At 49.7% G+C, this 26,907-nt stretch carries 28 protein-coding genes and 1 tRNA gene; 9 read left to right on the top strand and 20 right to left on the bottom strand.

What is annotated here, in order from left to right:
* Positions 1-88: 88 nt before the first annotated feature.
* From MKX64_RS10370 to rpsF, 4 genes are all read right to left on the bottom strand, one after another.
* Complete coding sequence (locus MKX64_RS10370; protein ID WP_341035725.1) at positions 89-763, bottom strand: SOS response-associated peptidase; 675 nt, start codon at positions 761-763, stop codon at positions 89-91.
* 737 nt (positions 764-1,500) lie between these two features.
* The gene (rpsR, locus tag MKX64_RS10365; protein ID WP_006207333.1) at positions 1,501-1,773 is read right to left on the bottom strand and encodes a 30S ribosomal protein S18; all 273 of its coding nucleotides are present in this window, start codon (positions 1,771-1,773) and stop codon (positions 1,501-1,503) included.
* A gap of 21 nt (positions 1,774-1,794) precedes the next feature.
* Positions 1,795-2,277, bottom strand: coding sequence for a single-stranded DNA-binding protein (gene ssb, locus MKX64_RS10360; protein WP_095266666.1), 483 nt, complete (start codon positions 2,275-2,277; stop codon positions 1,795-1,797).
* A 52-nt stretch (positions 2,278-2,329) separates the two neighbouring features.
* Positions 2,330-2,614, bottom strand: coding sequence for a 30S ribosomal protein S6 (gene rpsF / locus MKX64_RS10355; RefSeq protein WP_095266665.1), 285 nt, complete (start codon positions 2,612-2,614; stop codon positions 2,330-2,332).
* Between the two features lie 194 nt (positions 2,615-2,808).
* Between rpsF and MKX64_RS10350 the strand changes: the two genes are divergently transcribed.
* Positions 2,809-3,003: a YjzC family protein gene (locus MKX64_RS10350; protein WP_095266664.1), complete on the top strand. Its 195-nt coding sequence runs from the start codon at positions 2,809-2,811 to the stop codon at positions 3,001-3,003.
* A 529-nt stretch (positions 3,004-3,532) separates the two neighbouring features.
* On the opposite strand, the gene MKX64_RS10345 is transcribed toward MKX64_RS10350, so the two are convergent.
* The 4 genes from MKX64_RS10345 to MKX64_RS10330 all read right to left on the bottom strand — a co-directional run bounded on the left by MKX64_RS10345 (position 3,533) and on the right by MKX64_RS10330 (position 5,212).
* Positions 3,533-3,623 (bottom strand) — tRNA-Ser (locus MKX64_RS10345).
* A 144-nt stretch (positions 3,624-3,767) separates the two neighbouring features.
* Complete coding sequence (locus MKX64_RS10340) at positions 3,768-3,986, bottom strand: DUF951 domain-containing protein (RefSeq protein ID WP_095266663.1); 219 nt, start codon at positions 3,984-3,986, stop codon at positions 3,768-3,770.
* Positions 3,987-4,067: 81 nt separating this feature from the next.
* A complete protein-coding gene (locus MKX64_RS10335; RefSeq protein WP_413773639.1) occupies positions 4,068-4,958 on the bottom strand; it encodes a mechanosensitive ion channel family protein in 891 nt (296 codons plus the stop codon).
* Between the two features lie 11 nt (positions 4,959-4,969).
* Positions 4,970-5,212 carry a DUF3343 domain-containing protein gene (locus MKX64_RS10330; protein WP_155618994.1) on the bottom strand — a complete coding sequence of 81 codons (243 nt, stop codon included), beginning with the start codon at positions 5,210-5,212 and terminating at the stop codon, positions 4,970-4,972.
* Positions 5,213-5,452: 240 nt separating this feature from the next.
* Here MKX64_RS10330 and yyaC point away from each other — a divergent pair, with 240 nt between their 5' ends.
* Positions 5,453-6,058, top strand: a complete 606-nt coding sequence (yyaC, locus tag MKX64_RS10325; protein ID WP_095266661.1) for a spore protease YyaC — start codon at positions 5,453-5,455, stop codon at positions 6,056-6,058.
* Here the strand turns inward: yyaC and MKX64_RS10320 are convergent.
* The 12 genes from MKX64_RS10320 to rpmH all read right to left on the bottom strand — a co-directional run bounded on the left by MKX64_RS10320 (position 6,033) and on the right by rpmH (position 18,315).
* On the bottom strand, positions 6,033-6,533 hold the full coding sequence (locus MKX64_RS10320; protein ID WP_095266740.1) for a DUF4446 family protein: 501 nt from the start codon (positions 6,531-6,533) through the stop codon (positions 6,033-6,035). The genes yyaC and MKX64_RS10320 overlap by 26 nt on opposite strands.
* 44 nt (positions 6,534-6,577) lie before the next feature.
* Positions 6,578-7,726, bottom strand: coding sequence for an aminotransferase class V-fold PLP-dependent enzyme (locus MKX64_RS10315; protein ID WP_155618986.1), 1,149 nt, complete (start codon positions 7,724-7,726; stop codon positions 6,578-6,580).
* 282 nt (positions 7,727-8,008) lie between these two features.
* Entirely contained in the window at positions 8,009-8,848 is an 840-nt protein-coding gene (locus tag MKX64_RS10310) for a ParB/RepB/Spo0J family partition protein (protein ID WP_341035724.1), read from the bottom strand.
* Entirely contained in the window at positions 8,841-9,602 is a 762-nt protein-coding gene (locus MKX64_RS10305; RefSeq protein WP_095266658.1) for a ParA family protein, read from the bottom strand. The genes MKX64_RS10310 and MKX64_RS10305 overlap by 8 nt, the downstream gene beginning before the upstream one ends.
* Positions 9,603-9,947: 345 nt before the next feature.
* A complete protein-coding gene (gene noc, locus MKX64_RS10300) occupies positions 9,948-10,766 on the bottom strand; it encodes a nucleoid occlusion protein (protein WP_095266657.1) in 819 nt (272 codons plus the stop codon).
* A gap of 777 nt (positions 10,767-11,543) precedes the next feature.
* Positions 11,544-12,266, bottom strand: a complete 723-nt coding sequence (rsmG, locus tag MKX64_RS10295; RefSeq protein ID WP_095266656.1) for a 16S rRNA (guanine(527)-N(7))-methyltransferase RsmG — start codon at positions 12,264-12,266, stop codon at positions 11,544-11,546.
* 3 nt (positions 12,267-12,269) lie between these two features.
* Positions 12,270-14,156, bottom strand: a complete 1,887-nt coding sequence (mnmG, locus tag MKX64_RS10290) for a tRNA uridine-5-carboxymethylaminomethyl(34) synthesis enzyme MnmG (protein WP_155618985.1) — start codon at positions 14,154-14,156, stop codon at positions 12,270-12,272.
* A 177-nt stretch (positions 14,157-14,333) separates the two neighbouring features.
* Positions 14,334-15,710, bottom strand: a complete 1,377-nt coding sequence (mnmE, locus tag MKX64_RS10285) for a tRNA uridine-5-carboxymethylaminomethyl(34) synthesis GTPase MnmE (RefSeq protein ID WP_330164067.1) — start codon at positions 15,708-15,710, stop codon at positions 14,334-14,336.
* 161 nt (positions 15,711-15,871) lie between these two features.
* Positions 15,872-16,654 carry an RNA-binding cell elongation regulator Jag/EloR gene (jag, locus tag MKX64_RS10280; RefSeq protein WP_095266653.1) on the bottom strand — a complete coding sequence of 261 codons (783 nt, stop codon included), beginning with the start codon at positions 16,652-16,654 and terminating at the stop codon, positions 15,872-15,874.
* Positions 16,651-17,517, bottom strand: coding sequence for a YidC/Oxa1 family membrane protein insertase (locus MKX64_RS10275; protein ID WP_095266652.1), 867 nt, complete (start codon positions 17,515-17,517; stop codon positions 16,651-16,653). Before MKX64_RS10275 ends, jag begins: the two co-directional genes overlap by 4 nt.
* 77 nt (positions 17,518-17,594) lie before the next feature.
* Complete coding sequence (gene rnpA / locus MKX64_RS10270) at positions 17,595-17,945, bottom strand: ribonuclease P protein component (RefSeq protein WP_095266651.1); 351 nt, start codon at positions 17,943-17,945, stop codon at positions 17,595-17,597.
* Between the two features lie 235 nt (positions 17,946-18,180).
* The gene (gene rpmH, locus MKX64_RS10265) at positions 18,181-18,315 is read right to left on the bottom strand and encodes a 50S ribosomal protein L34 (RefSeq protein WP_095266650.1); all 135 of its coding nucleotides are present in this window, start codon (positions 18,313-18,315) and stop codon (positions 18,181-18,183) included.
* A 382-nt stretch (positions 18,316-18,697) separates the two neighbouring features.
* On the opposite strand from rpmH, the gene gnd reads away from it, so the two are divergent.
* The 7 genes from gnd to recF all read left to right on the top strand — a co-directional run bounded on the left by gnd (position 18,698) and on the right by recF (position 26,896).
* Positions 18,698-19,597: a phosphogluconate dehydrogenase (NAD(+)-dependent, decarboxylating) gene (gene gnd / locus MKX64_RS10260; protein ID WP_095398718.1), complete on the top strand. Its 900-nt coding sequence runs from the start codon at positions 18,698-18,700 to the stop codon at positions 19,595-19,597.
* A gap of 133 nt (positions 19,598-19,730) precedes the next feature.
* On the top strand, positions 19,731-20,411 hold the full coding sequence (locus MKX64_RS10255; protein WP_095398717.1) for a GntR family transcriptional regulator: 681 nt from the start codon (positions 19,731-19,733) through the stop codon (positions 20,409-20,411).
* Between the two features lie 234 nt (positions 20,412-20,645).
* Positions 20,646-22,193, top strand: a complete 1,548-nt coding sequence (gene gntK / locus MKX64_RS10250; protein ID WP_095266738.1) for a gluconokinase — start codon at positions 20,646-20,648, stop codon at positions 22,191-22,193.
* Between the two features lie 555 nt (positions 22,194-22,748).
* Positions 22,749-24,095, top strand: a complete 1,347-nt coding sequence (gene dnaA, locus MKX64_RS10245; RefSeq protein WP_095266647.1) for a chromosomal replication initiator protein DnaA — start codon at positions 22,749-22,751, stop codon at positions 24,093-24,095.
* 202 nt (positions 24,096-24,297) lie between these two features.
* On the top strand, positions 24,298-25,440 hold the full coding sequence (gene dnaN, locus MKX64_RS10240; RefSeq protein ID WP_095266646.1) for a DNA polymerase III subunit beta: 1,143 nt from the start codon (positions 24,298-24,300) through the stop codon (positions 25,438-25,440).
* A gap of 73 nt (positions 25,441-25,513) precedes the next feature.
* A complete protein-coding gene (yaaA, locus tag MKX64_RS10235; protein ID WP_095266645.1) occupies positions 25,514-25,729 on the top strand; it encodes a S4 domain-containing protein YaaA in 216 nt (71 codons plus the stop codon).
* A gap of 54 nt (positions 25,730-25,783) precedes the next feature.
* Positions 25,784-26,896 carry a DNA replication/repair protein RecF gene (gene recF / locus MKX64_RS10230; protein WP_095266644.1) on the top strand — a complete coding sequence of 371 codons (1,113 nt, stop codon included), beginning with the start codon at positions 25,784-25,786 and terminating at the stop codon, positions 26,894-26,896.
* The last annotated feature ends 11 nt before the right edge of the window (positions 26,897-26,907 follow it).

The following is a 26,907-nucleotide window of genomic DNA, read 5'->3' as shown; positions in this document are numbered from 1 at the left end:
TTCTCTTACCCGTCTTACCCGTTTGCATGTTTCGGAGCTTCACATGTCACGGATCCACCCCTGTCGCTCGATCATGCTTGATCGCGTACTAGACGTGTTTCACCCAGGCTTGCTTCAAGTCCATTTCCTCAATGCACTGCTGATGGTCATGCTTGTCATCCGCAATGAGCGGTGTGACCGGATATACACGCATAGGCCCATGATAAGTGCGCAGCAACGGCTCGATCGCGTATATTCCCTTTCGCTCGGGGTCAAGCCAGTGATCAATATCATCCTTCGTCAATATCGCCGGCATCCGCGTATCAAATTCCCGAATGGTCACATTCGCCTCCGCCATCAGCAGCGTACAGGTACGCATCTCTTTTCCCTGCGCGTCCCGCCAGGTCTCATACAGTCCCGCAATGCCAAAAAGCTCCTGGGCACCGATGACCGTGCGAACCGCATAGCTTTTCTTGCCTACTGTCCGCCAATAATACAATCCGTTACACGGAATGATACAGCGTCTTGTGTCTATCGCTTTCCGGTAGGTCGGGTTCTGATGCACGGTGTGCAAATTCGCATTGACCGCATCTTTTCCCCAATACGGCACCAGCCCCCAGCGGTATTCGTCGAGCGTCCGCTCCTCCTGCTCCTGCAGCACTATCGGAACCGTCTGTGTCGGACTGATGTTGTAACGGCTTTTATAATAATACTTGACCCGGCTTATTCCAAAATGTTCACTGACCTCGTCGAGTCCTGCCGACAAGGAGTAACGTCTGCACATGGGGATTCCTCCTTTTTCCTTTAGCCTTTGGAATGGGCAGGAGGATTATGCATGACCATACAAGATTTATCATCTACCATCTCATGTACGTTTGTTTCCTCTGAGTGGACATCACCGTGTACTGGTCCGCATCTGCAAGCTCCCCGACGGGGACGTATGCTTCGCGTTCTCAGTGAAGACCGCTTTGTAATAGGACCGATGTTTATGTTGAAAAGACATGTCCTTGCTGGCGGAAGCGCTCCTTGCTTCCTGCCTAATTTCTTAGACCCGTTGGCGATGTAATGAAAGTAATTTAAGATAAATAAATTTCAGTTTTCAGGAGAGCTGTAAACTCACCTATATATAATAGAAGGAATTTTTTCGAAGGATGGCTTGATTCAACCGTTTAAGCAGGCTTTGCACGGAGATGACCCCCATTTCCCTATATTGCATATGTATTTTCTATAATAGACACTGTCCATTATAAAAAGACATTGTTTCAGGGCTTTAAAACTTTCAAGCGTTACTCCAACCTTGCAATTAATATGACATATTGCTTCTTTCAGTGTACGCGCTCAGGAGACAATGTCCTGACAGCGGACACAGCGTAACCCCTTCATCTTGGAACCGTTCCGCTCCAGCGCAGCTGCTCGATCTGCAATCGTACACGCAGTCTTACATCTATCCGGAAGGAACGAAACAGTACATAAAAAAGCGGCCCCGCCTTGTTCGGCTGGACCGCTTATTCCCTCAACAGATTATTCTGTTGTGTATGGAAGCAATGCAATTTGACGGGAGCGTTTGATCGCAATCGTCAGCGCGCGTTGATACTTCGCGCTTGTGCCCGTTACACGGCGAGGCAGGATTTTACCGCGCTCGCTGATGAATTTCTTGAGCAGATCTGTATCTTTATAGTCAATGTGAGTAATTTTGTTCACAGTGAAGAAACATACTTTACGACGTTTGTTGCGGCCGCCACGGCGAGCCGGTCTTTTGTCGTTGTCTCCGCCTTCTCTTTGTTTAAAAGCCATGCTTTGTCAGTCCTTTCCGTATTAAAATGGCAAATCATCATCCGATATGTCAATCGGTTTTCCTTCGTCGGAGAAAGGATCCTGATTGTTGCGCGAATAACCGCTGCTGTTGCCGCGGTTTCCACCGCCGCTTCCGCCGCCGAATGGTGATTCCTCACGAGGTGCAGCACCTCCGTTGTTGTCACGGTTGGACTCCAAGAAACGAACATTGTCCGCAATAACTTCAGTAACGTATACACGCTTACCTTCGTTGTTCTCGTAGTTCCGCACCTGAATGCGCCCTTCCACAGCTGTTAGACGGCCTTTGCGCAAGTAGTTCGCGCAAGTCTCCGCCAGCTGCCTCCAGGTCACGATTGGAATAAAATCCGCCTCACGCTCTCCGCCTTGTGCGGTGAACGGACGATCTACAGCCAGTGTGAATTGTGTGACAGCAACACCTGAAGGAGTATATCTCAGCTCGGGATCCCGAGTCAGTCGGCCAATTAAAATGACGCGGTTCAACAATCCAATCCCCTCCCTAGAACGAATCAATTACAAAGTCTGGTCGTTTCACGTATTAAGCAACGTCGTTCGTGATGAGATAACGAATAACTTCGTCAGAAATTTTCATCAGGCGCTCAAGTTCGGCTACAACTTCTGGAGTTGCACTGAAGTTAACCAGAACATAAACACCATCACGGAATTTCTTGATCTCATACGCAAGACGGCGTTTACCCATTACATCATGCTTTGTAATTTCTCCGCCGTTGGAGATGATGCCTTGGAATTTTTCGACTGCAGCTTGAACAGCTTCTTGTTCAATGTCAGGACGAATAATGTACATCACTTCATATTTGCGCATATCTTTCACCTCCTTATGGACTTCGGCCCTCAATCCCATGTTGAGAGCAAGGAGCGAGCCTAACTCGCACCAATATACTATAGCAGAACGGATGATCGGATGCAAGTGCTGGCGCTCTTTCCCTGCCATGAAGCGATTGATTTTGGAGAACGATAATTAATGCACTACAACTATATAGAAGGATGGTGACGGATATGGGAGAACAAAGCGAGTTCCATGCCGGGGATACAGCTCCCAATGACGGCGTATACATCGAATCCGGCGTACGTGACCGCGTGATGGGGATCGAGGATCCACAGCAGATCAAGCTCAAACGCGGAGACACCTTTCCCGAGAACACCAATGATGATCGGGTATGGGTCAACAAGAGACGGGTTCAGCCAAAATAAACCTGTTCCATGACCACGCATAAAAAGCCAGCGATTGCACATGATAACATCAGGCGGTGCATGAGAGAGGTGTGGTTCCGTTGAACGTAACAGCTGAACGACGCATAGGATATCTGATTTTGCACTTCATGCAAGCGCAAGGGAACTAGCAGCAGCTTCTCCGTTAGGTAAAGCCAGGCAGTTGCCGTAGTTTGCTACTCCGTGTAGAATGCCAGAATTCCAATTCACAAGCACCGCCTAACCAGTGGAAGGACCTAGAAGGGTCCTTCCTTTTTTTGATCAGCAGCAACCGAATATGAGCATAGAGAAGAATTCCTGCCCCCTCCTGCTCAGGTACAGAAGTCGAGACCTTCGCGGAGGAAGACACTCCAACCCAATATTTCCTGCTCTACAATATCAAAAAATACCCTTCACTTGATCGTGAAGAGTATCTAATCTCTAAGATGTTAGCTGCTGAGTATCATTCAAAAGCACGCTAACTATGTATGAGGTTGTTCGTAAATCGCTTCAGCGAATATGTTAACGGGAATGGCGGAAAGGGTGGGATTCGAACCCACGCACGCCTTGCGACGCCTAGCTGATTTCGAGTCAGCCCCCTTGGACCTCTTGGGTACCTTTCCACAGCAAGATTTATTATACCATGAGGACTTGATTAGGTCAATAGGCTTGTCTCGAATTGTGGTGTAAACTTATCCTGATTTTGTGCTAATTTTAAATTTATACTTTCCTTTATGCATAGTCCTATTATGCGTCAGGCGTAGCTCTCACTGCTCCCCTTCCCCCTCAGCGCTGGCGGCAGAGCGAATGACCTTCTTCATATTCTTCTCAAATTTGGCGCGCGGGATCAGCACACTGTGCTGGCATTTCGTGCATTTGATACGAATGTCCATTCCCATCCTAATAATTTCCATTTCATTATTGCCGCAAGGATGCGGCTTTTTCATCTGAACGATATCCCCCAATTGAAATACCTTGCGCTCCATAGCTCCAAGCTCCTTTATATTCTACTTCTATGATCTCTATCTATCTCTATTATATAACATACAGCCGCGGTGACGCCCAACTTATGCATCAGAGGCAGACTCTTCTCGCTGTTGATCCTCCAACGCCTGTTTAAGCTCCATATAGATTTGGCGCTCGACGAGATCCCGGGCATTCGGGCTGCATTCGGCCACAATCCGGATCGTATACTCTGCGGTACCGAGCGCTTGAATGCCGAGGATGTCCGGTTCCTTATGCAGTTCAGGGCAGCGCTCCTGAAGCCCTTGCAGCGCCTCCTGAATCATCGAGATGGTGTCTTTCACCTGCTGCTCATTCTTCATCGGCAGATCCACAACAGCCAGTGAATTGGAGAGGGAATAGTTCGTAACACTTGTAATCATTCCATTGGGGATAATGTAGGTCTCTCCATTCAACCCCTTCACCCGTGTTGTCCGCAGTCCGATCATCTCTACCGTGCCTCGATACTCCCCGATTTTGATCACGTCACCGACTGCAAATTGATCCTCGAATATAATGAAGAATCCGGTGATCACGTCCTTCACCAGGCTCTGTGCACCAAACCCGATAGCCAGGCCAAGCACACCCGCTCCAGCCAGCAGCGGCCCCAGCTTGAAATTGAACTCTGCCAGGATGATCAGAATCATTATAAAATTGCAGACGATCGCCGTTCCATTCTTGAGCAGTTCCCCAACAGTGACAAAACGTCTGGCATTGACATGTATCCGGCTTCTCTCCTGCCGCACCATAAAGTTGTCTATCATCCTGCACACAATTCGAATTACAACGCGCGTGAGCAGAAAGATGAGGACCACCCGGATGACAGATAACAGGACGTCCATCCACATCGCCTCATTCGTGAACCAATTCCACACCATGGTTTTCCACTTGTCGGTCTCATCCCGAAGGTCGCTCTCGAGGCTAGCCAACATATATAAATCGATACCCTGGCGCATGTCTACTCCTCCTACTCGTCGATACCGACATATAACTGATCTTCATTCAGTTTGAAAATGCCGCGTATCTCCACCTGTTCATGAACAATGATGTCCTGTACATCATTTAACGCCTCTGGCGGAAATTGAATCGACAATGCGCAGCCTGCTGTAATCTCTTTCGGTGTAGGAAACAGGTCAATCTCTATGTCTGCATACTCCAGCAGCATCTCTGCTCGCAGCGCCTGCTGAGTGGAATCAAAAGCGATCAGCATCGCACCTTCCACTATGTCATCCCTCCATGGTTCCATCCTCTTCACTATGCCCTAATCATGCCATCGCTACCCGAAGCAATCAGCCTGATTATACAGGAATGAGAATGACTTATGTATGTCTCTCCTTCCGTCTTATGATCAGGAAGAATCGACTTTTCATTTCATTTTAATTCCCAAAGTATAAAAACAATCTTTCATCCATATACTGATACTACCAAAAGCAGATGAAAGGAAGATTCTATGAACCGGTTATCCAAGATAACGTCTCGCGCGGAGACTTCAAGTTTAAAATTACCACATACCGATCCGGAAATCCATTCAGCCCTTATTCATCGTTTGCTGCTTCATTTATCCGCAGCCGGCGTTCAGCATCGCCCTCTGGTCATTGTGTGCATCGGGACGGACCGGTCAACAGGAGATTGTCTTGGCCCCCTGGTTGGAACCTCTCTCGCCCGCTATCAAACTTCCATGTTCCATCTTTACGGCACACTGGATGAACCGGTCCATGCCATGAATCTTGAGGACACCTTGAACTCTATTTATACCAGATTTGATAATCCGTTTATCATCGGCATTGACGCATGTCTTGGACAATCCTCCAGCGTAGGCTCCATTCAGATCTCTGACGGCCCGCTGAAGCCAGGAGCAGGTGTACATAAAGAATTACCGCCTGTCGGCGACATCCATGTTACGGGAATTGTCAACGTAGGCGGCTTTATGGAATACTTCGTGCTGCAGAACACACGGTTAAGTTTGGTCATGCGTCTGTCGGAGATCATTTCCGACTGTGTCTTTACAGGGATTAAGGAGTGGAGCCGCTCTATCCGTCTTGCCGCGCAAGATTGACAGCCTCTTTCTCCTCCGGAGACAACGGATACTTGGACTCCCCTTTTTCCACAGGCTTTGCGTACACATAAGAGCTCTCCCGGTTATGCAAACCGGTTAAGACAACGCCATCCTCATGCTCACTGAGTATAGCCAGGGAGAAGCTCATATCGTTGCCACGCTCGCCAAAAGCATTATAGCGAATGATGCCAACCTTCGATTTCATCCCTTTCAATTCTTTGGTGATAGATTCCAGCATGGTCTGATGCCGATTCTGACTCTCTTCAGCCTGATCAACCTGGATCTTCAAGTTAACAAGCAGCGACTCCAGGTCTTCCACACCGCTGCCGGCCATCATGGCCTCATACCGACGTCTCATTTTCCTCAGCTTAAAGCCTTGAACCATCACTGTAATCCATAAGATCAAGATGATCATGACCATTACGACGACAAACCAATGCAGCTGCTCCATGATCAATTCATTCAACTCTGCCATGCTTTCTTCCTTTCTCTTCTTCATCTTCATCTTGACCTGTCTCTTCAGCCATGAATTTCCGACATCGCCATGATCAGGCGATCCACATCCTCTTTCGTCGTTGAGTAGCCCACACTTGCTCTTACCGCTCCGGTCTGTTCTGTACCAGCGGCCATATGTCCGAGCGGAGTACAGTGGTAACCGGAACGCACGGCGATACCATACTCCCGGTCCAGACGGAACGCAAGTTCCGACGCCCCTAACCTGTCCGATGTCATAGCAACGATGCCTGTTCGTGCCTCCCCTAACCGGGGACCGAGCACACGAACGCCACGAAGATGAAGCATCGCCTCCATCACATACTGCGTAAGCTCCCACTCATGATGATATATCGCAGACGGCGTCAACTCCAGCACTTTTTTTATCCCGGCCTGTAATCCGGCATATCCTATCGTATTCGGCGTACCCGCTTCATAACGATCCGGCCGAACTGAAGGCTGGTCTATCGATTCCGACTGACTTCCGGTGCCGCCATGCAGCAAAGGCTCAAGTTCCACATCCGGAGCGATGTATAGCCCCCCTGTCCCCTGCGGGCCAAGCAATCCTTTATGCCCCGGGAAGGCCAGCAGGCTGATATTCATCTCCTGCACCCGGATATCCAGCATGCCTGCACTTTGCGCTGCATCTACAAGCAATACAGCGCCATGTCGTTTGGCGAGTTCCCCAATCTCAGCCACTGGAAGGATGGAGCCAAGCAGATTGGAGCTGTGACTGCACACGACCATTCTCGTATTACGGCGAAAAGCTTCCTTCATCCGGTGCATGTCCAGGCGACCCTCTTCATCCACCGGAATATAATCAACCTCGACTCCCCTCGTCCTTCTCAAGTATTCAAGCGGACGCCGGACCGAGTTATGCTCGATCATCGTCGCGATCACATGATCTCCTTGCCGTAAATAGCCTTTAAGCGCCAAATTCAACGCTTCGGTTGTATTGGTAGTTAGTGCAATGTCATTCGGGTTGTTCACACCGAACAACTGGGCCAACGACTTTCGTGTCTCATATAGAACCCTGGAAGCCTTCACAGCCATTCGGTGACTACCTCGCCCCGGATTGGCTGCCGCCTCCTCCATCGCAAGCCTCATTGCCTCCATCACCTCAGGCGGCTTGGGCCACGAGGTCGCTGCATGATCCAGATAAACGATAGTGTCCATATCGTCTCTCCCTCAGTTTAAGAAAGACATCCCTTACCCTTCCCGCAGGAATTACTGACATGTCTTTGATTTTATAATGATAAAACAGCACTATAGCTGATGAATATTCACAGTGACGCAACAGTGACTCCATCGATATCATCATTTCATTTTGCCTTCGAGCTTATTCGCGACCCACTTATATCACCACAATAGGTCGTTATAGTTCCACACCTATGAACACGAACTCGACATCCAACATACGAACCCGGACTCGATATCCGAGCTCGCCTCATACTCAACCTACTGCAGCAATTCCAACAACCGTTCTAAATCCTGCTTGCTGTAGTAGTTCAATTCAATTTTTCCTTTATCCTTGTTGTGCTTGATTTTGACCGTGGTTTTGAATCGTTCCCGCAGGCTTTCCTCCAGGTGGTCAATGTATGGATCTTTTTTCTTCGTTTTGACCTTCGTCTTCTCTTCCGGCTTGCGATCCAGATTCTTCACCGCTTCTTCAAGCTCGCGAACGCTCCACTCCTGTTCCACACATTGCTTCGCCAATTGTTTCACAAGTGCCGGGTCCTTCAAGCCAACAATTGCCCGGGCATGTCCCATGGACAATGTTCCACGTGAAACATTTTCTTTGACTTCCTCCGGCAATGACAGCAACCTTAAAAAGTTAGCGATATGCGAACGCGACTTTCCTACCTTCAGCGACAGCTCTTCCTGGGTCAAGGAAAATTGTTCCATTAGCCCTTGATACGCAACAGCGATTTCAATGGCATTCAGATTTTCACGCTGCAAGTTTTCGATCAGAGCGATTTCCATGACTTGCTGGTCGCTGAAAGAACGAACAACCGCTGGAATCGCAGCTTTACCGCAATATTGAGATGCTCTGAAACGACGTTCCCCGGCAATAATCTCATAGCCCTTCAGAACGCTGCGCACGATAATCGGCTGAATGACACCATGCTGACGAATGGACTCCGCTAACTCCTGAATGGCTTCCTCGTTAAAATTTTTACGAGGCTGATACGGGTTCGCACGCAATTGACTTAGCGGAATTTCCACGACCTTGTCATCCTCGTTAATCGACAAAGAAGGAATAAGTGCATCCAATCCTTTTCCCAATCGTTTACTCATAAGAGATCACTTCCTTTGCCAGCTCCAAGTATACTTCCGCACCCTTAGAACGCGGATCATAGGTGATGATCGACTGTCCGTGGGACGGTGCTTCACTTAACCGAACATTTCTAGGGATGATGGTCTTATATACTTTCTCCTGAAAATACTTCTTCACTTCTTCGATTACTTGAATGCCAAGATTCGTTCTTGCATCCAGCATTGTGAGCAGAACACCTTCAATCTTAAGCGAAGTGTTCAGGTGCTTCTGAACCAGGCGGACCGTATTCAGCAGCTGACTGAGTCCCTCCAGCGCGTAATATTCACACTGGATTGGAATGATGACCGAATCTGCAGCCGTCAAGGAATTAATCGTTAGGATTCCAAGTGAAGGCGGGCAATCAATCAAAATGTAATCATAGGATGACTTAATGAGCTGGAGTGATTTCTTCAAGCGAACTTCGCGAGAGATGGTTGGTACAAGTTCAATCTCCGCCCCTGCCAGCTGAATCGTAGCCGGAATGATGTCCAGGCCTTCAACGACGGTTCCACAAATTGCATCCTTCGGATGCACTTCATTAATAATGACATCATATATACAGTTCGAGACATCGGCTTTATTGATCCCTACCCCGCTCGTTGTATTGCCCTGAGGATCGATATCCACGAGCAGCACCCGTTTGCCTAGCGAAGCCAGTCCAGCCCCCAGATTGACGGACGTCGTCGTTTTGCCGACACCGCCTTTTTGATTTGCTATGGCAATAATTTTTGACACTCATTTCACCTCAATGTAGGTAGACTCTAGTAAGTATGACGCAATGATGTTCATTCAGTCAGTCTGAATATAAATAAAAGAAAACCTCTATCGAGGTAGATTATGCTAACAAATCCACAGTCAGCCGCTGGGGCCTCACAAATATAAATGTTCCGTTCACCGTTATGGCTACGCTACTTTGGTTATGAGGCGCAGCGTTCTTGAATCCGCATAAATACATGGCCATAAGTCCCCTCTGCCCCAATAGATACCCGTCAGTAAGCAGCCTCGACCGATCCAGGAACAATCCCGTATTCCTGATCAAAAGAAAAAGCGGCACGAAGAATACCGCTTTCACGCTTAATCTTATCGTTTAGGTATTTTAATCACAATCTCGTAATGATCCTCATGGTCGTTCTCGGTTGTCTTGATAGCCATGCCCGAGCCCGATACCATGTCAATGGATTGACGGATCGTATTCAGTGCAAGACGAACGTCCTTACTGTAAGAGATGCGTTTAGATTTTTTCACGGTGGAGACTTCCTTATAAAAGGCAATCCGCGCTTCCGTCTGCTTCACATTCAGTTCCTTGGCAATAATCTCATCCAGCACTTTGAGCTGGGTCTCCTCATTATCCAGGGACAGCAATGCACGAGCATGACGCTCCGTAATTTTCCGTTCCATGAGCGCTGTCTTCACTTGTTCCGGCAGCTGCAGCAACCGGATCTTGTTCGCAATCGTGGACTGGCTCTTGCCAAGCCGCTGTGCCAGACTCTCCTGAGTCAATTGATGCAGATCAATTAACTTCTGATAAGCGACGGCCTCTTCAATCGATGTCAGTCCTTCACGCTGCAAGTTCTCAATAAGTGCAATCGAAGCCGCCTGCGAATCATTAAACTCACGAATGATAGCCGGAATCGTATCGAGTCCCAGCTTCTTGACGGCTCGCCAGCGGCGCTCCCCGGCGATAATCTCGTAGCCGCCATTGCGAACCCTGACCACAATCGGCTGAATCACACCATGTGTCTTGATCGTTTGCAGCAGTTCATCGATTTTGTCATCATCAAATATGGTCCGTGGTTGATAAGGGCTGCTGACGACCTCATGTACCGGAATATGCTTTACTTCATCTCCCTGATTTCGTTCCGCCGCCAATCCAAACAACTTCGAAAATTGTTCTTTCATTCCGTATATTACCACCTAATTTCATGATAGCATGGATCATGTCCCGGCTTGGGTTCCCGATCTGAGAACACTCAGATCAGCATGGATGCTGTCGCCCGCCCACTCTCTCTCTTGAACGGCAGAATACAGAATCCACCGTATTCAGGGCAGCTTGTATGTACAACGAAAGCAGCCAGGCATATCCCTGCAAAAACTAACTCCTTCACATTAACCCTGCGTTCATCTGTCATCGTCGCTGTCGACACGATAGAGAATAGGATCAATCATGATGTGGATGGTCTTATAACCTGATCGAGATATCAGAAAATGAATGCATACAGCTGGATCACGATCTGATACCACAAGAAAAACAACCTTCACATGCAGTTTGTCTACTGTGCAATTACATGACAAGGCGTTGTTCTCTAAAAAGCCGGTAAATAAACCGGACTCTTACAGTATGCTTGTCTCTATTCTACCACTTTTTGTTCTATAACTCTATTCTTCAAATTAACCTTTTTTGCTCGATTTTCGTGTCCCTACTCTTCATAACAAGTACAGAATATAATTGCCTCAAGTTTCCATAGAAAAGGAGAGGGAATGTTCCACGTGAAACATCCCCTCTCCACCGTATCGAATCATCTGCTAAGTTCTATCGATCACATTGTTGCTCTTACCACCTATATAATAGAAGAAAAATGAACCAGGTCGCATTTTCACCCAACAAATAATGATGTTAGCATGCCTCCGCCTTGCCCATTTCACTCCACCGGCATCCTATTGCTGCACCAATGTGTTCTACACCAGAGGCGACTTAGCCGCCATCCCCGGCTTGCGTGGATATTTGCCTGGCGTACTTCCCACCTTGTCGACTACGACGATATGACGATCAGACTGCTCAATCGGCAATGAGAACGAATGAACCTGATCAAGTCTCCCCCGCAGCTCTTTCAAGCTGCGCTTCGACTCTTCAATTTCCTCAGCCGGATTGCTCCCTTTCATGGCAGCGAATTGGCCGCCTACCTTCGTGAATGGAAGACAAAATTCATTCAGCAGCGCCATCCGGGCAACCGCTCTTGCCGTCACCAGATCGAAATGATCACGGTATTCGCGCTTGCGGGCAACTTCCTCCGCCCGGCCATGAATTAGCTCCACATCCGATAGGCCAAGCGTATCCACCACAAACTTGAGGAAATTAATCCGCTTGTTCAGCGAATCTACAATCGTCAGCTTGATATGTGGAAAGCAGATCTTAAGCGGAATGCCCGGGAAGCCAGCGCCGGAGCCAATATCAGCCAAGGTGCCGACCTGCGACATATCTACATAAAACGCAAGTGTCACTGAATCATAAAAATGCTTCGTATACACCTGATCCCGCTCGGTAATACCTGTCAGGTTCATTTTTTCATTCCACTCTACCAGCGTCTCGTAATACGTCTCAAACTGATCCAGCTGCTTCTGATCGACATGAATACCATGCTCCTGCAGCCGTTCTGCAAAATCCTTCTGAATCACGTCCATACCTTATCCTTTCGCCGCGGTCACCCGGTTGTAATGCTCCAGGTACACCAGAAGTATCGAAATGTCAGCTGGTGTAACGCCGCTGATCCGAGACGCCTGCCCGATGGAAATCGGACGGATTCTGTTCAGCTTCTGCCGTGCTTCCATCGCCAGACCATGAACATCATCATAGTTGATATCCTCCGGAATCCGTTTCTTCTCCATTTTTTGCAGACGTTCCACATGCCCAAGCTGTTTCTCAATATAACCGGCATATTTGATTTGGATCTCCACTTGCTCCTTCATTTCTTCATCCAGATCAAACGGAGATGGCGACAATTGCTCAATCATGGCAAACGTCACTTCCGGACGCCGCAGAATCGTCAGCAGCGTGCTTCCATCCTGGATAGGGGCCGAACCGGCAGCCTCCAGCATCGAATTCACCTCAACCGGCTTCACCTTCGCTTGACGCAGACGTTCGATCTCTTGCTCGACCAGCTCTTTCTTACGAAGGAACTGTGCATAGCGCTCTTCCGAGATCAGGCCAATCTCATGACCGATTTCGGTCAGGCGCAGATCGGCATTGTCATGGCGAAGCAACAGGCGATATTCCGCACGCGAGGTCAGCAAGCGATAAGGCTCATTCGTGCCCTTTGTAACCAGATCATCAATCAATACGCCGATATAGCCCTGCGAACGATCCAGAATGACTGGCTCTTTGCCTTGCACTTTGCGTGCCGCATTAATGCCAGCCATGATCCCTTGCCCTGCTGCTTCCTCATAACCGGAGGTTCCGTTAATTTGCCCAGCGGTGAACAGGCCAGGCAATTTCTTGGTCTCCAGCGAAGGCCACAGCTGGGTTGGAACAATTGCATCATACTCAATGGCATAGCCGTTGCGCATCATTTCCACTTTCTCCATTCCAGGAATGGAGCGCAGCACCGCCAGCTGCACATCCTCTGGCAGACTGGTGGAAAGGCCTTGCACATAATATTCCTTTGTATTTTTGCCTTCTGGCTCCAGGAATATTTGATGTTTTGGCTTATCTGCGAAACGAACGATTTTATCCTCAATCGACGGGCAATAGCGAGGACCGGTGCCTTCAATTACCCCCGAGAACATCGGTGCGCGATGGAGATTATCGTTAATAATTTGATGTGTATCCACAGACGTATACGTCAGCCAGCATGGCAGCTGTTCATTATCCGAGGACTTCGTCTCATAAGAGAAGAATTTCGGCTTTTCATCCCCAGGCTGAATTTCCGTCTTCGAAAAATCAATCGTGTCCTTATGCACACGCGGAGGTGTGCCGGTTTTGAAGCGGACGAGATCAAATCCAAGCTCACGCAGATTCTCCGCCAGCTTCACCGACGGCTGCTGATTGTTCGGTCCGCTCTCGTACATCAGCTCGCCCATGATCACTTTTCCACGCAGATAGGTGCCTGTTGTGAGCACAACCGCTTTCGCCCGGTATTCCGTGCCCGTCTGCGTCACAACCCCAACACAGACGCCGTCCTCGACGATCAACTGATCGACCATGCCTTGACGCAGCGTCAGCTTCTCTTCCTTCTCCAGCGTTTCCTTCATCGTGTGCTGATACTGGAATTTGTCAGCTTGGGCACGCAGCGCGTGAACCGCAGGCCCCTTCCCTGTATTCAGCATCCGCATTTGAATGAAGGTTTTATCGATATTGCGGCCCATTTCCCCGCCCAGTGCATCAATTTCGCGCACCACATGACCTTTGGCAGGTCCTCCGATGGACGGGTTACAAGGCATAAAAGCAACCATATCCAGGTTAATCGTAATCATCAATGTCTCCGACCCCATCCGAGCTGCAGCAAGTGCAGCCTCACAGCCGGCATGACCCGCACCAACAACGATCACGTCATAGGTGCCTCCCATGTAACTCATGGCAAACCCTCCTTGTTGTTCATATTTATGAATATATAGAGACGAACGATCTATATCCTGAAGGCAAACACTCCAAGGCAGACCCGCTTCTCAGGCGAGCCTGCCGGGAAGTGCCGCCTAATTGACAACCTTAGCTACGAATCGACAACAACGGCAAGTACAGATATTATGCACGCCTTATTTGCCCAGGCAGAATTGTGAGAAAATCTGGTCAATGAGCGAATCGCCGACCGCCTCGCCCAGAATCTCACCCAGCTGCTCCCAAGCCAGACGAACATCGATCTGGATCATATCAATCGGTATAAGCTGCTCTGCAGCCTCATAAGCATCTTCAAGCGACGCCTTCGCTTTCTTCAAAAGAGCAATATGCCGCACATTGCTGACATAGGTCAAATCTCCGCCCTCAATCCGTCCGCTGAAGAACAGATTCGAGATGGCCTCCTCCAGCTTATCAATGCCTTCCTGTGCTATAACAGACATCGGCACGATCAGTTCAGGCGGATAATATCGATGCAGAATCTCCATATCCAATTGTGTCGGTAAGTCCATTTTATTCATAATCACAATGCATTGTCTACCGCGTATTTGTTCCATCAATTCCAGTTCATCCGGATGCAGCGGCTCACTGGCGTTCAGCACCAGCAGAATCAGATCCGCTTCATTGACCGCATGCTTCGAGCGCTCTACCCCAATCTGCTCCACCACGTCCATCGTTTCCCGGATTCCGGCCGTGTCGAGCAGCTTCAACGGGATATTGTTAATTGTGACAAATTCCTCAATAACATCCCGGGTTGTCCCTGGAATATCGGTCACAATCGCCTTGTTATCATGGGCAAGCGTGTTGAGCAGCGACGATTTGCCGACGTTCGGACGCCCGACAATCGCGGTGGTGATCCCTTCGCGCAGAATTTTGCCTTCCTCCGCCGTCTTCAGCAGCTTGTCGATTTCATCCATAACCAGCCGGCTTTTATCCTTAATAAAATCAGCAGTCAGGGACTCCACATCATGCTCCGGATAATCGATGTTGACCTCTATGTGGGCCAGTGTCTCCACCAACGTATGGCGGAGATCCTTAATTTTGCGGGACAGGGTGCCTTCCACCTGCTTCAATGCCACCGAGAACGCACGGTCCGATTTCGAACGAATGAGGTCAATGACAGCCTCAGCCTGCGACAGGTCAATCCGCCCATTCAAGAAGGCCCGTTTGGTGAACTCCCCAGGCTCTGCAAGCCGCACTTGCTGCTGAAGCAGAATGTCCATTACCCGCTTAACCGAAATGACCCCGCCATGGGCGCTGATTTCGACTACATCCTCTGTTGTAAAAGAACGCGGTGCCCGCATCACCGTCACCAGCACTTCCTCCAGGTTTTCCTTCGTTCTCGGGTCGATGATATGTCCGTAATGCACCGTATGGGAAGCCGCTTCGCTTAAGCGGATCTTGCTCTTGAATATGTTCTCAACTTCCTTGATCGAATCCGGTCCGCTAACCCGAATGATCGCGATTCCACCCTCACCTACCGCTGTGGAAATCGCAGCAATTGTATCACTATACACAACCTGTCACCTCTTTCTGTCCTTCACTAAGCAAGCAAGCTTGAAACCTATACGTTTCTCTATATTCACAGGATCATCCAAAATCCCAACTCTAAAAAACAATGACTCCCTGTCATCCTAAGGAGTCATTGTACGATATACGGCTCTGTTCAACTCTAATGCTACATCTTCGGTGTAATGACAACGCGCCGGTTCGGTTCATCGCCCTTGCTGTACGTCTTCACGCCGCCCTTGGCCTGAAGCCGGGCGTGAATGACCTTGCGCTCCGGCGCCGACATCGGCTCGAGCACGATCTCCTTGCGCGTCTTCAGCACGCGTGCGGCCAGACGGTCGGCAAGATCCTCCAGCGTCTTCTTGCGCCGTTCGCGGAAATTCTCCGCGTCCAGCACAATGCGCAAATAGCTGTCGGAATACCGGTTCGCCACAATGTTGGCTAAATATTGAAGCGCATCAAGCGTCTGCCCCCGGCGTCCAATCATCAAGCCCAGGCCTGAACCTGATATATGAAGGGTGGTGTAATCCTTACCCTTCTCCATTTCAATCGTTACTTCAATCCCCATAGCACGGCCGGTTTCCTGTAGAAAGGAAATCGCTTCGTGATATGGGTCTTTGCCTTCATGGCCAGTGGAATTCACGTCCGCAGGCGTCGATTCGACAGCTTCTTCAGCCGGCATGGATACGGTCGCTGCCGTTTCCGTCTGGTTTGCTTTGATCGATACCTCCTGCTTCGCGAGCGGAGTCTCAGATTGCAATTCGCCGCCAGCTCGTTCAGGCAGGAGCTCAAGTTCCACTTTCGCTTCCTTGACCCCGAACAGGCCCAGGAATCCTCTTGACGGCTGACTCAATACTTGAACCGACACGCGGTCCCGACTTACGCCCCACTTGGCAAGCCCTTGTGCGACAGCATCTTCAATGGTTTTTCCTGTTGCGACGATCTTGCTCATTTCGACTTCTTGGCTCCTTTCGAACCTTTTTTCCTACTTTTGTTTCCTTTTCTCTGACCTTGACTCGCGCTAGTGCTAGCGGCTACGTTAGCCTGAACAGCGGCCGTGTCATTGTTGCGGTACAAGAAGTAGTTCTGCACGATCGTATACAGGTTGCTGTAGAACCAGTACAGCGGAAGTGCTGAAGGAAATTGAAAGGACATGACAAAGATCAGAATCGGGTACACAAACAGCATGAACTGCATCATGCCCATCTGCGGCGAAGGATTCATCTTCATCATCATCTTGGTCTGAAGATACGTCGTTATTGCAGCGAGCAGCGGAAGGATGAACAGCTTGTCCGGCTGTCCGAGCTGCATCCACAAAAATTCATGGCCGCGCAATTCTCCGTTATAGTAAATCGAATGATAGAGTGCGATAAATATCGGCATTTGTAGCAGCAGCGGGAAACAGCCAGCCATCGGGTTGACTTTGTGCTCTTGGAACAGCTTCATCGTTTCCATCTGCATCTTTTCCGGATTATCCTTATACTTCTCACGAACCTTCTGAATTTCAGGTTGAATCGCCTGCATTGCCTTGGAGCTTCGAACCTGCTTCAGCGTTAACGGCAATATTAACGTACGGACGATCAACACCATCACCAGTACGGATAATCCATATTCACCGTCAAACCATTGAGCAAATGTATCAAGCGCCAGTGTGAAGTAATAAACTACGTTACTTTGCCAAAAGCCCCCGTTCTTCAGGTCTTCAATCGTACGCATCTGCTCTTCGCCAGTCGCACAGCCTGAAATCACGGCCACTGCAAGTAATACAGCGGTGAGGAGGAACCATTTTCCTCGTCTTGTCATCATTTGCGACACTTCATAACCCCTCTCTTCGCCATTGCCATTCCACGGTAAATCATAACATATTTATATGAACAAATAAACACAACCCACTAGCCCTTCTTCGCCTTCAAAAGAGATGATTTGCGCAGCACATGCAGCACGCTTTTCTCCAGTTCCCGGTAGGACTTGTCCAGTGCGCCTTTGCGCACAATAAAGATCAGATCCGTATGCTCAGCAATCTCATCCTTGTGCCGCCGGACGATCTCCTTGACGAGACGACGCATCCGGTTGCGCACAACGGCATTGCCGATCTTTTTGCTGCACGACACGCCTACCCGAAACTGCTCTACCTCTTTTTTGCGTGACCAATACACTACAAACTGATGATTGGCGAAAGACTTTCCGTGGCGATATACCCGGCTAAAGTCAGCGCGGTTTCGTAATCGAAGTTTTCTATGCACGAGTATCTCCCTGCCTGCCGTTAATCCATGTCTTTACACTCATTGCATCCGGCATCTCTTCCTATATTAATATAGTATAGTCATGCCCAAGCAAGTTAAACGCAAGATGTCACACGAATGCGGTCCATTTATAGCTTATGCTGCCGACAGCTCCGGGCACATGACCTGCTGGACACACATAATCGGAGCCTATTACGAAAAAAAGACCACCTCGGTGGTCTTCGTGGCGACAGTATTAAGCGCTCAATACTTTTCTTCCTTTAAGACGGCGTCTGGCCAATACCTTACGTCCGTTCTTTGTGCTCATTCTTTGACGGAAGCCGTGTACTTTCTTGCGCTTGCTCACGTTCGGTTTAAAAGTCGGTCTCATGATTTAATGCACCCCCTTACAGAAATCTTTGACTTGCCATATTCAAAAAATAAACGCCGGTTTGCGACGCATTTTGATAGACAGATTCAAGTACTGTCCTATCTTCAATGTTCGAACATCATTTACATCTTCACAGAAAATGCCTTTATACATTTAATCACGTCCTGGCCCAAAAGTCAAACCAAACTTCCACGTTTGCCCCCGTATAAGTTCTCCACAACTACTCTTTTTTACTTGGAGTGCATTTATCCACATGGGGATAACCTAATGAAACGACACGAACGGAACAACCCTTATTTACAGATGACTTATTTAAGAGTAGTATGATAATTGGTAATATACTTGTATACAAGTATACATTGTTAAAAGGAGCTGTACTTATATGAAAATAGGGATGATCGGCCTCGGCAAAATGGGGCTTAATCTGGTGCAAAATTTACGGCATCATCAACATCAAGTGGTCGCTTATGACCTGAACGCCGATTCAGTCCAATTGGCAGCGGGCTTTGGTGCTGAAGGGGTGCACGCTTTGGAAGAAATGACAGTCAGACTGGAGAGCCCGCGCATCATATGGATGATGGTGCCTGCCGGCGCCGTTGTGGACTCGGTTATTGATTCCCTCTCCCCGCTTCTTCAGCCTGGAGATATTCTCATCGACGGCGGAAACTCGCACTATAAAGATTCGATTGCACGCGCAGCACGGCTGGCCGAGCAAGACATCCATTACTTTGATGTAGGCACCTCCGGCGGGATGGAAGGCGCCCAGCATGGCGGCTGCTTCATGATCGGCGGCAATCGCGAAGTATTCGCCAGCATTGAGCCTCTATTTCAAGACATGGCTGTGGAGAACGGATACCTGTACGCCGGAGATATCGGCAGCGGACATTTTCTGAAGATGGTTCATAACGGTATTGAATACGGCATGATGCAATCGATTGCTGAGGGTTTCGAAGTGCTGGAGAAAAGCGCGTTCAATTATAGCTATGAGGATGTGGCCCGCGTCTGGTCCAATGGTTCCGTTATTCGCGGCTGGCTGATGGAGCTGATGCAAAATGCTTTCTCCAAGGATCCGAAGCTGGACAGCATCAAAGGGGTCATGAAATCGTCCGGCGAAGGAAAATGGACCGTCGAAACGGCGCTTGATCTGCAGGCCAATGCCCCAGTCATCGCGATGTCGCTGTTCATGCGCTACCGCTCTCTGGAAGACGATACGTTCCATGGTAAGGTAGTTGCGGCGCTCCGCAACGAATTCGGCGGCCATGCTGTGGAAAAGTCGGAGTAAATTCTCCCTGGCATGACCGGCTCTGAGGCCTGACACAGCGGCACTTTGCTGATGGAACCAAGACATCCCGTATGTTACAATCATTATCAACTTAGTATCATGAGATTACATACTCGGATAGGGGAATCAGTGTATGAAATATCCTGCCTCTTGGCTTCAGGGCGCTTCCCTCGGGGAAGCGATTGCCAACGAATTGCGTCTGCAAATCATTAGCGGCGCGATCAAGAAAGGAGAAATTCTGTCGGAAAACCGGATTGCAGGTGAATTCGGAACGAGCCGGTCTCCGGTACGCGAAGCATTGAAAACGCTGTCCAGTGAAGGGTTGATCCAATTGGAGCGCATGGGCGCGGTCGTCATTGGCTTATCGCTCAAGGAAGTCGAAGAGCTGTACGATGTGCGTTACCTGATCGAAAGCTTCGTGCAAACCCATGTGTTTGCGAAGCCACAGCCTGCCTTGATCCAGCATTTGAAGCAAATCGTGGACCGGATGGAGCTGGCCGCAAAGCATGGCGATCCGGAAGAGTTCTCGCTCCAGGACTTGTCCTTTCACGAGCGCATCGTGGCCGAAGCCGACCATAAGCGCATACTTCATCTGTGGCGCAGCATCCGCCAAATCGTGATCACCGTCATTCTGATCACCACCCGGCAAGTATTCAGTGAAGGCGAATCCAGAATTGAAGCGGTGCTAAGCAAGCACCATCAGCTCATTCGCGACCTGGAATCCTCGGATCCTGTCCGGATTCAGAACGCGGCACAGCAGTATTTTGACGATTCCCGAGAGACGCTGCATCTCAGTTTCTCGGAAGGAGAGTAGATCCGTTCATCCTCCCTCTCCCCCTCCGGAGCAGCGGTGTGCGGCTCGGAGATGATAAGGATAGGGCCTGACTCGACACAGCATTCATGGGCGGGCTGCCCACCTTTGCTTCGCCTTTTATTGTCGACAAGTATACACAATTACAAATTCGGTTTATGGATTATATAAGTATAAAGGGGCCGTTAGTATGGCCTTGAACGAAAGAAGGTATGTCTTGTGAGTACGCTCCATTACATGATCGGTGTAGACATCGGAACGACCAGCACCAAGGCCGTTCTGTTCAAAGAAAACGGTGAAGTCGTGACCAAGGCCGGCGGCGAATATCCCCTGCTCACCCCCACTCCGTCAACCGCGGAGCAGGACCCGGAGCAAATATTTCAAACCGTCCTTGCTGCAGTCCAAAGCGTGATGCACCAGAGCGGCATCGACCCGGCACAGCTGCTATTCGTCTCCTTCAGTGCCGCCATGCACAGTGTCATTGCCGTCGACGACGATGGAAAGCCCCTAACGCGCTGTATCACCTGGGCGGATAATCGCAGTGCATCATGGTCGAACCGACTGAAGAAGGAAATGGGCGGCATGGAGCTCTACATGCGCACCGGCACGCCGATCCACCCGATGTCCCCTGTGACGAAGCTGATGTGGCTCCGCCATGAACATGAGGACATTTTTAAGCAGACGGCCAAATTTATATCAATTAAGGAATACGTCTATTTCAAGCTGTTCGGCCGCTACGTGGTCGATCACTCTATCGCCTCCAGCACCGGCATGATGAATTTAAGAGAGCTGGCCTGGGATCAAGAGGCGCTAAGGCTTGCGGGAATTACAGAGGAGCATCTGTCCGAGCTAGTGCCGACCACCCATGCGCTAACCGGCTTGAATGCGGATTATGCCCGTATCATGGGGCTGCTCCCCTCCACCCCGTTCGTGCTCGGTGCCGCCGACGGCGTGCTGTCGAATCTCGGCGTGAATGCGATCCAGCCGGGAGTCGTTGCCGCTACGATCGGTACGAGCGGTGCGATCCGGACCGTGGTCGACAAGCCCATGACCGACCCGAAGGGGCGGATATTCTGCTATGCGTTAACCGAGAAGCATTGGGTCATTGGCGGTGCGGTCAACAATGGCGGGATGATTTTCCGCTGGGTAAGGGACCAGTTGGCCGCTTCGGAGATTGAGACAGCGAAGCGGCTCGGCATTAATCCTTATGATGTGCTAACCCAAATTGCCGACCGTGTTCGTCCCGGCTCCGACGGCCTGCTCTTCCATCCTTACTTAACCGGAGAACGGGCTCCTCTATGGGACCCGAACGCCCGCGGTTCTTTCTTCGGACTGACGCTGAACCATCAGAAGGAGCATATGATCCGCGCCGTGCTCGAAGGCGTTATCTTCAACATGTACACCGTGCTGCTGGCAATGGAGGAACAGATCGGCCGTCCCGCGAAGATCCACGCCACCGGCGGCTTCGCCCGATCCCCGATCTGGCGGCAGATGATGGCCGACATCTTCGATCAGCAGGTGATCGTGCCGGAAAGCTATGAGAGCTCCTGTCTCGGCGCTGCCGTCCTCGGACTGTATGCCATCGGCCGGACCGACTCGCTGGAGATTGTCTCGTCGATGGTCGGCGGAACTCATGAGCATCAGCCGAAGACAGAGCATGCCGAAATCTACCGCTCGCTCCTCCCGATCTACATACGCATCTCGCGCAAGCTGGAAGAAGATTACGAAGCAATCGCCGAGTTTCAGCGCAAATTCGAGCATAATGGACCAGACCGCGTATTGTAATCGCCTGTGAAAGTAGAAACAGCCCGTCCGGCTGCGGAAAGATTCCGCGGCGGAACGGGCTGTTTTTTCTTCCAGGCACTCTCCTAGTTCCCCCATTTTACCTTTGGTAGAATCCAAACCGATGATCCGGGCAACCAGCCAAGCGGTTATTCACATGGTTTTGGAAGTAAATATTGCCTCTATACGCACAACCTGTGTATATTTTTTTTCGGATCCAAGGTGATCCTGTCGAAAGTTGAACAGCTTATAAACAATATATAGTGGTGTGAATAAGATTTATGCACAACGTATTGAATTTGTGGATAAATTAGCGACATACATTGAAAATAAGCCCTTCTTTTGCTATGATGATATTACTTTTGGATGTGAATATGTGAATGAACGGATAATATTATCAACAGCCTGTGGATAAAGTTGTGAACAATTTCAATTTATCCATATTTTTTTGTTTCCACAGGGGTGGAACTCTGGGGATAATTCTACATCATTCATTTTCTTTCGACATTTTCAACTTGGCTCTGGGCCACGTTTGGAAGATTTAAAGGAGTGACAGTTTTGGATAGCCATACTTCCGAATTATGGCAGGAAATTTTATCGATAATACAGACCAAGCTGAGCAAACCCAGCTTTGATACTTGGTTTAAAGCTACAAAAGCATTGACGCTGAACGATCATTCCGTTGTCATATCCGCGCCGACCACCTTTGCGGTGGAATGGCTGGAGAGCCGATATACGAAGCTGGTGAGCTCCACCGTATATGAAGTGCTCGGCAAACAGGTTGATGTTCGTTTTGTCATTGAAGAGCCTAAGCCTGCGGATCCGGTTCCCCAGCAGCCAGCCCCCGTATCGGAGGTCAGCAGCGACGAGATTCAGTCGCATATGCTGAACCCGAAGTACACCTTCGACACCTTTGTCATCGGGTCAGGCAACCGGTTTGCCCATGCGGCGTCGCTTGCCGTAGCGGAGGCGCCAGCCAAGGCGTACAATCCGCTGTTTCTGTATGGAGGCGTGGGACTAGGGAAGACGCATTTGATGCATGCGATAGGCCATTATATTTTGGAGCATAATCCGAGCAGCAAGGTCGTTTATATTTCCTCAGAAAAATTCACCAACGAGTTCATCAACTCCATTCGAGACAACCGTGCCGAAAGTTTCCGGAACAAATACCGCAATGTAGACATTCTGCTCATTGACGATATTCAGTTTTTGGCCGGCAAGGAATCGACCCAGGAGGAGTTTTTCCATACCTTCAATGCGCTGCATGAGGAACGGAAGCAGATTATCATCTCCAGTGACCGTCCGCCGAAGGAAATTCCGACGCTTGAAGAGCGGCTTCGTTCCCGCTTTGAGTGGGGCCTGATCACCGATATTCAGCCACCGGATCTGGAGACGCGGATCGCCATTCTTCGCAAGAAAGCGAAGGCTGAGAACCTGGACATACCGAACGAAGCGATGATGTATATCGCCAATCAGATCGATACGAACATTCGCGAGCTCGAAGGCGCACTGATTCGCGTTGTGGCCTACTCCTCATTAACCAATCAGGATGTAACCACCCATCTGGCAGCCGAAGCGCTGAAGGATATTATCCCTTCCAGCCGGCCACGAATGATCACGATCCAGGACATTCAGCAGAAGGTCGGAGAATACTACAATCTGAAGCTTGAGGACTTCAAGGCGCGCAAAAGAACGAAAGCCGTAGCCTTCCCAAGACAGATTGCGATGTACTTGTCCCGTGAATTGACCGACTATTCCCTGCCGAAGATCGGCGAGGCATTTGGAGGACGGGATCATACGACCGTGATCCATGCCCACGAGAAGATCAGCCAGTCGCTGAAAACCGACCAGGAGCTGTTCAAAGTGGTCAATAACATTACGGAGAAAATCAAAAATCCTACCTGAACAAGTTCAAAGCCTATGCACAATCTGTACACATGTGGATAGGCTTAATTTTATGCCCTTTCTTGGGCTTATCCACATATTCAGTGTCCCTACTACTGATACTATTAATAATTAATAAATATATTATCCATAAAGAGGGTGTCTTAACCGGCTTCGCCTGCAGCAGAACATCCTCCCCTATCTATCCGCAAGGAGTGAAAATATGAAAATCAGCATATTGAAAAACGCATTAAACGAATCCATCCAGCATGTTTCCAAAGCGATATCGAGCCGGACGACCATTCCGATTCTGAGCGGGATCAAACTGGACGTGACGTATTCCGGCGTGACGCTGACCGCAAGCGATACCGATATTTCAATTCAATCGTTTATTCCTGCCGAGGATGATAAACAGACGATCGTGGAGGTGGAACAACCGGGCAGCGTCGTGCTTCCTGCGAAGTTTTTTGTCGAGATTATCAAGAAGCTTCCTTCCCAGGATGTCCAAATGGAGGTGAAGGAGAACTTCCACACTTTTATCTCCGCCGGCGCTACCGAAATTCAGATGGTCGGGCTTGATCCCGAGGAATTCCCTGTCCTGCCAAGCATTGAAGGCAACCAGACGATATCCCTTCCGGGCGACCTGCTGAAGAATATGATCAAACAAACGGTATTCTCCATCTCCAGCAACGAAACGACGCCGATTCTGACCGGGGTGCTGTGGACGCTGTCTGACAATGAGCTGAAATTTACGGCGACCGACCGCCACCGTCTGGCCACGCGCTCCATTCACCTGGAAGGCACGGATGATATCAGTTTCAACAACGTGGTGATTGCAGGCAAAACGCTCAACGAGCTGAGCAAAATCATTCCGGACCAGAATACGCTGGTGGACATCGTCGTATCGGACAATCAGGTGCTGTTCAAGATCGACCGGGTTCTTTTCTATTCCCGCATTTTGGACGGCATTTATCCTGATACTTCTAGAATTATTCCGGACACGCATAAAACAGAACTCATTTTGGATACAAAGAAACTAACCGAGTCGATCGACCGCGCTTATCTGCTCTCCCGAGAGGAGAAAACGAATATCGTGCTGCTGCAGACGATGGAAAATGGCGGCATCGAGATTTCCTCCAGCTCCTCCGAGCTTGGCAAGGTCCGCGAGGAACTGGACCTGGTCGAGTTCAAGGGAGAGCCGCTGCGCATCTCGTTCAACTCGAAATATATGCTCGATGTGCTGAAGGTGGTAGAGAGCGAGCAGCTCATGATCGCGTTTGTCGGCGTGATGAGCCCGATTATTTTGAAGCCGCTGGATGACAGCAAGAGCCAGTACATCATCCTGCCATACCGGACGGCGAACTAAGAAGATCCTGTTCCCAGGAACACGCCATTGCCATTAAAGTTATCCCCAATCCACAGGGGCGAAAGGAAGTCACATGAAACAAATTTTTATCCACAGTGAATATATCAAGCTGGATCAGTTTCTGAAGCTGGCCGATTGCGTATCCACAGGCGGCATGGCCAAGGCGCTGCTTGCGGAGGATGCGGTTTTGGTCAATGATGAGAAGGAAGACCGGCGCGGGCGCAAGTTGTATCCAGGCGACATCATCAAGGTGGAAGGCTGCGGGACCTTTCAGGTCGCCGCGCAATAGACAGCCTCCCGCAGCCGCTTGCTTAAAGGAGCGGAAGACGAGGGAGAGGATATCATGTTTGTCAAAAATGTCAGTCTGCAGCATTACCGCAACTATGAGGCTCTGCAGCTCGAAGCCTTCGGCGATGTCAACCTGATTATCGGGCGCAACGCCCAGGGCAAGACCAATCTGATGGAGGCGCTCTTCGTGCTCGCCTTAACGAAGAGCCACCGCACCTCCAAGGATCGGGAGCTCATCGCCTTCGAGCAGCCAAGCGCGCATATCTCGGCTGAGGTAGAGAAGAAGTACGGAGCTGTCAGGCTGGAGCTGTCCTTGTCGCAGCAGGGGAAAAAAGCCAAAATCAACGGGCTGGAGCAGCGGAAGCTGAGCGATTTTATCGGTACGCTGAATGTGGTCATGTTTGCACCTGAGGATCTGGAAATTGTCAAAGGAACGCCGGGGGTACGCCGCCGGTTTCTTGACATGGAGATCGGCCAGGTGGCGCCGAGCTACCTGTTCCACCTCCAGCAGTACCAGAAGGTGCTCGTTCAGCGCAACAATCTGCTCAAGCAGCTGTGGGGGAAAGATGCGGCGCAGCAGGCGATGCTAGACATCTGGGATACCCAATTGGTGGAGCATGGTGTTAAAATCGTCAAGAAGAGGAAACAATTTATAAAAAAATTGCAAAAATGGGCTGAAACGATACATCAGGGGATTACAAACGGCCTTGAGGAGCTGTCTCTACACTACCTTCCGTCCTTTGCGGACGCGGAGGAAGAAGATGAAGCTGTCTTATTTGACCGATTTATGATAAAATTATCACAAATGAAAGAACAAGAAATACGGCGTGGTATGACATTGGCAGGTCCTCATCGAGATGATCTGGCTTTTTATATTAACGGCAAAGAGGTCCAAACGTACGGATCGCAGGGCCAGCAGCGGACGACGGCATTATCGCTGAAGCTCGCGGAGATCGAACTCATCCAGGAGGAGATCGGGGAATATCCGGTCCTGCTTCTGGACGATGTGCTGTCCGAACTGGACCCGTACCGTCAGACACAGCTGATTGAGACATTCCAGAGCAAAGTGCAGACATTCATCACGGCAACGGGAATCGAAAGTTTGAATACCGACAAATTGAAGGGTGCCAGCATTTTTCATGTCCATGACGGGCAGGTGGGCTCTTAAGGGAGTGGTTG

Origin of the sequence: Paenibacillus sp. FSL M8-0334 (assembly GCF_038000405.1) — a bacterium.
Classification (GTDB): domain Bacteria; phylum Bacillota; class Bacilli; order Paenibacillales; family Paenibacillaceae; genus Paenibacillus_AQ; species Paenibacillus_AQ campinasensis.
Note: the sequence above shows the minus strand (reverse complement) of the source record. Positions and strands in the feature narration are given on the sequence as shown.

Coding starts and splice junctions, on each gene's coding strand:
- MKX64_RS10370 (WP_341035725.1), bottom strand. CDS start 763: ATGTGCAGACGTTACTCCTTGTCGGCAGGACTCGACGAGGTCAGTGAA.
- rpsR (WP_006207333.1), bottom strand. CDS start 1,773: ATGGCTTTTAAACAAAGAGAAGGCGGAGACAACGACAAAAGACCGGCT.
- rpsF (WP_095266665.1), bottom strand. CDS start 2,614: ATGCGCAAATATGAAGTGATGTACATTATTCGTCCTGACATTGAACAA.
- MKX64_RS10350 (WP_095266664.1), top strand. CDS start 2,809: ATGGGAGAACAAAGCGAGTTCCATGCCGGGGATACAGCTCCCAATGAC.
- MKX64_RS10340 (WP_095266663.1), bottom strand. CDS start 3,986: ATGGAGCGCAAGGTATTTCAATTGGGGGATATCGTTCAGATGAAAAAG.
- MKX64_RS10335 (WP_413773639.1), bottom strand. CDS start 4,958: ATGCGCCAGGGTATCGATTTATATATGTTGGCTAGCCTCGAGAGCGAC.
- MKX64_RS10330 (WP_155618994.1), bottom strand. CDS start 5,212: ATGCTGATCGCTTTTGATTCCACTCAGCAGGCGCTGCGAGCAGAGATG.
- yyaC (WP_095266661.1), top strand. CDS start 5,453: ATGAACCGGTTATCCAAGATAACGTCTCGCGCGGAGACTTCAAGTTTA.
- MKX64_RS10320 (WP_095266740.1), bottom strand. CDS start 6,533: ATGGCAGAGTTGAATGAATTGATCATGGAGCAGCTGCATTGGTTTGTC.
- MKX64_RS10315 (WP_155618986.1), bottom strand. CDS start 7,726: ATGGACACTATCGTTTATCTGGATCATGCAGCGACCTCGTGGCCCAAG.
- MKX64_RS10310 (WP_341035724.1), bottom strand. CDS start 8,848: ATGAGTAAACGATTGGGAAAAGGATTGGATGCACTTATTCCTTCTTTG.
- noc (WP_095266657.1), bottom strand. CDS start 10,766: ATGAAAGAACAATTTTCGAAGTTGTTTGGATTGGCGGCGGAACGAAAT.
- rsmG (WP_095266656.1), bottom strand. CDS start 12,266: ATGGACGTGATTCAGAAGGATTTTGCAGAACGGCTGCAGGAGCATGGT.
- mnmG (WP_155618985.1), bottom strand. CDS start 14,156: ATGAGTTACATGGGAGGCACCTATGACGTGATCGTTGTTGGTGCGGGT.
- jag (WP_095266653.1), bottom strand. CDS start 16,654: ATGAGCAAGATCGTCGCAACAGGAAAAACCATTGAAGATGCTGTCGCA.
- rpmH (WP_095266650.1), bottom strand. CDS start 18,315: ATGAGACCGACTTTTAAACCGAACGTGAGCAAGCGCAAGAAAGTACAC.
- gnd (WP_095398718.1), top strand. CDS start 18,698: ATGAAAATAGGGATGATCGGCCTCGGCAAAATGGGGCTTAATCTGGTG.
- MKX64_RS10255 (WP_095398717.1), top strand. CDS start 19,731: ATGAAATATCCTGCCTCTTGGCTTCAGGGCGCTTCCCTCGGGGAAGCG.
- gntK (WP_095266738.1), top strand. CDS start 20,646: ATGATCGGTGTAGACATCGGAACGACCAGCACCAAGGCCGTTCTGTTC.
- dnaN (WP_095266646.1), top strand. CDS start 24,298: ATGAAAATCAGCATATTGAAAAACGCATTAAACGAATCCATCCAGCAT.
- yaaA (WP_095266645.1), top strand. CDS start 25,514: ATGAAACAAATTTTTATCCACAGTGAATATATCAAGCTGGATCAGTTT.
- recF (WP_095266644.1), top strand. CDS start 25,784: ATGTTTGTCAAAAATGTCAGTCTGCAGCATTACCGCAACTATGAGGCT.